At 39.3% G+C, this 4,791-nt stretch carries 1 protein-coding gene; it reads right to left on the bottom strand.

All coding sequences use genetic code 11. From position 1 onward, the window contains the following. Positions 1-4,791 (bottom strand): condensation domain-containing protein (locus FW781_RS22215; protein ID WP_149389416.1); only part of this gene is annotated, 4,791 nt, incomplete at both ends.

Below are 4,791 nucleotides of genomic sequence, written 5' to 3'. Positions count from 1 at the left end.
GAAAACAGATCAGTCTGAAGTTCTTTTTCTAAGATATAGATAGCATGTCCATGGGTAATGGATGGATATAATTCCCAAACATGCGCATCAAAAACATAATTTGCATACCACAAACAGTTCTTTTGAACTCTGTTTTCAAGCAATCCGAATTCTTTAGCTTCCTGATGAATCAGGTTGGATACATTCCGGTGTTCAACCATGACTCCTTTTGGTAATCCTGTTGTGCCACTCGTGAAAATAACATAAGCCAGATTATTGGATTGAGTACTGGTAACTGGATTATTAGCTGATTCTGTTTCAAGTGTTGCTTTAAAGGTTACTTCATCTAAAGAAATCACATCTGCTGTCAGGTTTTTCAGCTTTTCTGATGTACTTTCCTGCCCTAAAACCAGTCTTGCTCCGGTATCTTTAAGGATATGTTCTATTCTGTCTGCCGGGTAAGACGGATCCATCGGAACATAGGCTGCTCCGGATTTTAATACCGCTAAAATAGCAATCAGCATATTTTCGGAACGGTCTAAACATAATGGCACCAGTTCGTCAGGCTGAAGATCATAAGTAGCAATTAAATGGTTTGCTAATCGGTTGGATCTTTCGTTCAGTTCACAATAAGAAAGTTTAACATCTTTGTATACTAAAGCTGTACGGTCTGGCGTTCTCTCCACCTGGCTTTCAAAAAGCTCCTGGATGGTCTTATCATATGGATATACAGTCTCTGTGGAATTCCAGCTCTGGATGAGCCTGAACTGTTCTTTTGAAACATAAGAAAGCTGACCGGATGTAATTTTCCAATTTTCCAGTATTTGAACCAAAATACTCTTCATTCCTCCTATCAGGCTCTCCATGGTCTTTTGTTCAAAGAGCGCACCTTCGTAATTGATCTTCATCATTACACTTTCATCATGTTCAAATGCCATGATCCCTAATGGGTAATCTAGTTTTTCTACTCCACCTTTGAAGACAAATCCTACTTCATTGCTATCTTCTCCTGCTTCAGGTACCGGATAATTCTCATATACGAATAAGCTGCTGAAAATACGGCTTGAATCCTGGTTAAGGTCAGCAAGACTCATATCACTATGGGTATTCAGCTCACTCGCTCTTTGCTGAATATCTGAAATAACGTCAGTTACCAAGCCTTCTTTATGCTGTACAATCAGTGGAAGTGTATTGATGAACAGTCCTGCGGAAGATTCTATGCCGTCTACAGGCAAGCTTCGCCCGGATACTGTGGTTCCTACGACTGTGGTTTCCGCTCCACTGTATATTCTCAACTGATTATGCCATAGATACTGAAGAACAGCATTTACAGTAAATCCGTTTTCAGTCGTAAATCTTTTCAACTGCTGATATTGTTCACCTGTTATCGTCATCGTCACAAGGCTATGTTCTTTGATCTGACGATAAGTTCCAAGGTCGATATGTTTTTGAGAGTCTTTAATTAAACTGCTCAGATCTTCACGGTCTTCAAGGGTTGCCATATAGCCTTTCCAGAAGTTTTGGCTGATATCTTTATGCTGTTGAAGATATTTTTGGGTATTAATGTATGCCTGATCGGTGATCCACTCTGATTTCTGATCTTTCATTAAACTCAGGTAAATATCATGGATTCTTTTCAGAATTATCGGCATACTCCATCCATCCAACACTGCGTGATGATTGCTGAACAGACAGGTATAATGTTTCTCTGAACGTTTGAACAGGTATATTCTGAACAATCCGCTTTTTGAGAGATCATAAACTTCAAAACGGTCTTTCCCGGTAATTTCCTTAATCAATTCATCCTGCTCTTCTTCACTTATTCCGGTTATATCCTGATAACGCCAATCCAGAGGACTTTCTTTATCAATAACCTGAACAATCTCTTCGCTCCAGTCAAACCTGAGTCTCAATGCAGGAAACTGCTGCTGAGTATGTGACCATGCTTCTTTTAGCTTGGTTGTATTGATCTCAGCAAGATAATCCCACGTTAGCTGTATGCGATAAGCATCATCTTTATCTCCCTGGCTCAATGCATGATATACAAACCCTTCCTGAAGACTGTTGGCAAGATATACGCCTTCAATCTCACCGGATTCCTGAAGATGGAAAAGCTGTTTAGCACTTATAATGTGATCTACATCCGATGAAGTAAGGAAACTTCTTGTGCTTTTAGACAGTTCATCAATAATGGTAACAATCTGAGCTTTAAAATTCTGGGCAAACTGCGTTACCTTATTCTGCTCCAGATGAGCTGAAATTCTAAAACGAAGTTCTCCGTCTACAACAGCCCCATTGATTCCGATAAGATAGCTTCCATGGTTAGATTCTCCAATGGAAACACCATTATCTTCGGCCGCAATAAACCATGTTTTTTCTCCTGAATTTTCTTCCTGATCAAGCTGTCCGAGATAATTGAAACTTATTTTCGGAAGCTCCTGATCCATATAACCTACCAAGCTTCCATAGCCAATTCCATTATTTGGAATGCTTCTCTGTGCTTCTTTGGTCAGAACTACGGTATCATTTACTTCTTTTCCTGTTTCAAGTAATAATGGATACATGGAAGTAAACCAGCCCACTGTTTCTGTAATATCCAGGTTACCAAATACTTCTTCACGCCCGTGGCTTTCCAATAAGACGGCATGATGACTTTCTCCTGTAAGATCTGCAAGTGCTGCTGCCAATGCAGACAGTAAAAGATCATTGATCTGAGTCTGATATACGTGATGGCTTCCTCTGATCAGTTTTTCAGTATATTCTTTATCCAGGGCCAGAATATCATGGTTTTGCTCCAGAACAGAAATTGCTTCCAATGTATTATTGGTTGGGTTAATTGTTTTTGCAGTTCTGTTCCAATACGATAATTCCTGATCTTTGGACTCCTGGTTTTCAGATTTATAGCCTTTTACAGCTTCTGCCCATTGACGGTAGCTGCTGCCTTTTTTTATCTGATAGTTTTCATCTTTTTCAAGGGATTGGTAAATATTCTTTAAGTCTTCTGTAATGATTCTCCAGCTTACCACATCTATAATCAGGTGGTGAAAAGCAAAGAAAATTCTGGCTGTATGATCTTCATATCCTGTGAGATAACCTATACGGTACAATGACCCTTTTTCTATATCAAATTGCTTTTGCCATGTTGTCAATATTGCGGATAATTCCTCCGGATTGATTGATGAGACGTCAAGATAATTTATTTCAGCTGCAGCTTTCTGGTCTCCGTATTCCTGGCTGTAAGTTCCGTTTTCTTTCGGATACTGCATTCTGAATACATCATGTTTCTCAATCAACAGGTTAATACTTTGCTCAAAAATTTCCTTATCCAATGCCGGAACATTCAATAAGAACGACTGATTCCAATGGTTAAAATCCGGAAGATATCCTGATTTTATCTGACTAAAGAACCATTCCTGAATTGGTAAAAGCGGAACATTTCCGGTAAGAATTCCCTGTTCAGTAAGCAGTTCAATCTGTGTGGCAGATTTCTTGTCTTCGATAAGTTTTGCCAATACTGCCGGAGTTCTTGATGAAAAGACTTCTTTTACACTGATTCTTATATCCAAACGTTGCTTTATTCTGCCCACCAGCTGAATACTGATGATACTATCTCCTCCTAATCTGAAGAAATCATCATGAATACTGATGGTTTCAGGGCTGATGCCCAGCACTTCACTATAGATTATAACCAGCTGCTTTTCAAATTCTGTTTCCGGTTCTGTATAATTTTTAGTTCCTGTAAATTCCGGTTCAGGTAAAGCTTTTTTATCCAGTTTACCATTGATAGTTAACGGTAAAGAGGTTAAGTGAACGAATACCCCCGGAACCATGTATTCAGGTAACGATTCTGAAAGGTATTCTGACAGTAAAGAGGAATCTATTTCAGTTTCAGAAACATAATAGCCGGCAAGGTATTTCAGCCCTGCTTTATTTTCTTTGGCTAAAACTGCCACCTGAATGATTCCGGGATAGCCCAGCAATTTATTTTCAATCTCCCCCAGTTCTATTCTATACCCACGGATTTTCACCTGGAAATCATTTCTTCCGATGTACTCCAGTCCACCATTGGACAACCAGCGAACTAAATCTCCGGTTCTGTACAAACGTCCGTTCTCTCCTTTGCCTTTCTGTTCTTCTGTCTGAAAAGGGTTGATGATAAAGCGTTCTTCGGTAAGACCGGGTCTGTTAAGATATCCTCTGGCAATTCCTGCTCCACCAATGTACAGCTCTCCTATGGCTCCTATAGGAACAATACGTTGATATTTATCCAATACATAAGCTGTCATATTTCCAATCGGGCCTCCGATATTTACTGGGTTTTCATCTTCGTTATAATGATGCAATGTGGCACATACCGTAGTTTCTGTCGGCCCATAAGCGTTGATCAAATCTACTCCATATTCTTTATATGCTGCCATTACCTGCGGATTGGTAACGTCTCCTGCTACCACAAGTTTTTCTAGTGGTAAGATAGAGTCTCTGGTTAATAATACCGGTGGAATTGTTGCAATGCTTATGCTGTTATCTTCAATATAATCTTTTAAGGAAAACAGATCAGTCTGAAGTTCTTTTTCTAAGATATAGATAGCATGTCCATGGGTAATGGATGGATATAATTCCCAAACATGCGCATCAAAAACATAATTTGCATACCACAAACAGTTCTTTTGAACTCTGTTTTCAAGCAATCCGAATTCTTTAGCTTCCTGATGAATCAGGTTGGATACATTCCGGTGTTCAACCATGACTCCTTTTGGTAATCCTGTTGTGCCACTCGTGAAAATAACATAAGCCAGATTATTGGATTGAGTA

The organism is Chryseobacterium panacisoli (genome assembly GCF_008274625.1).
In the GTDB taxonomy this organism is placed as follows: domain Bacteria; phylum Bacteroidota; class Bacteroidia; order Flavobacteriales; family Weeksellaceae; genus Chryseobacterium; species Chryseobacterium panacisoli.
This window is presented reverse-complemented; position numbering and strand designations above follow the sequence as displayed.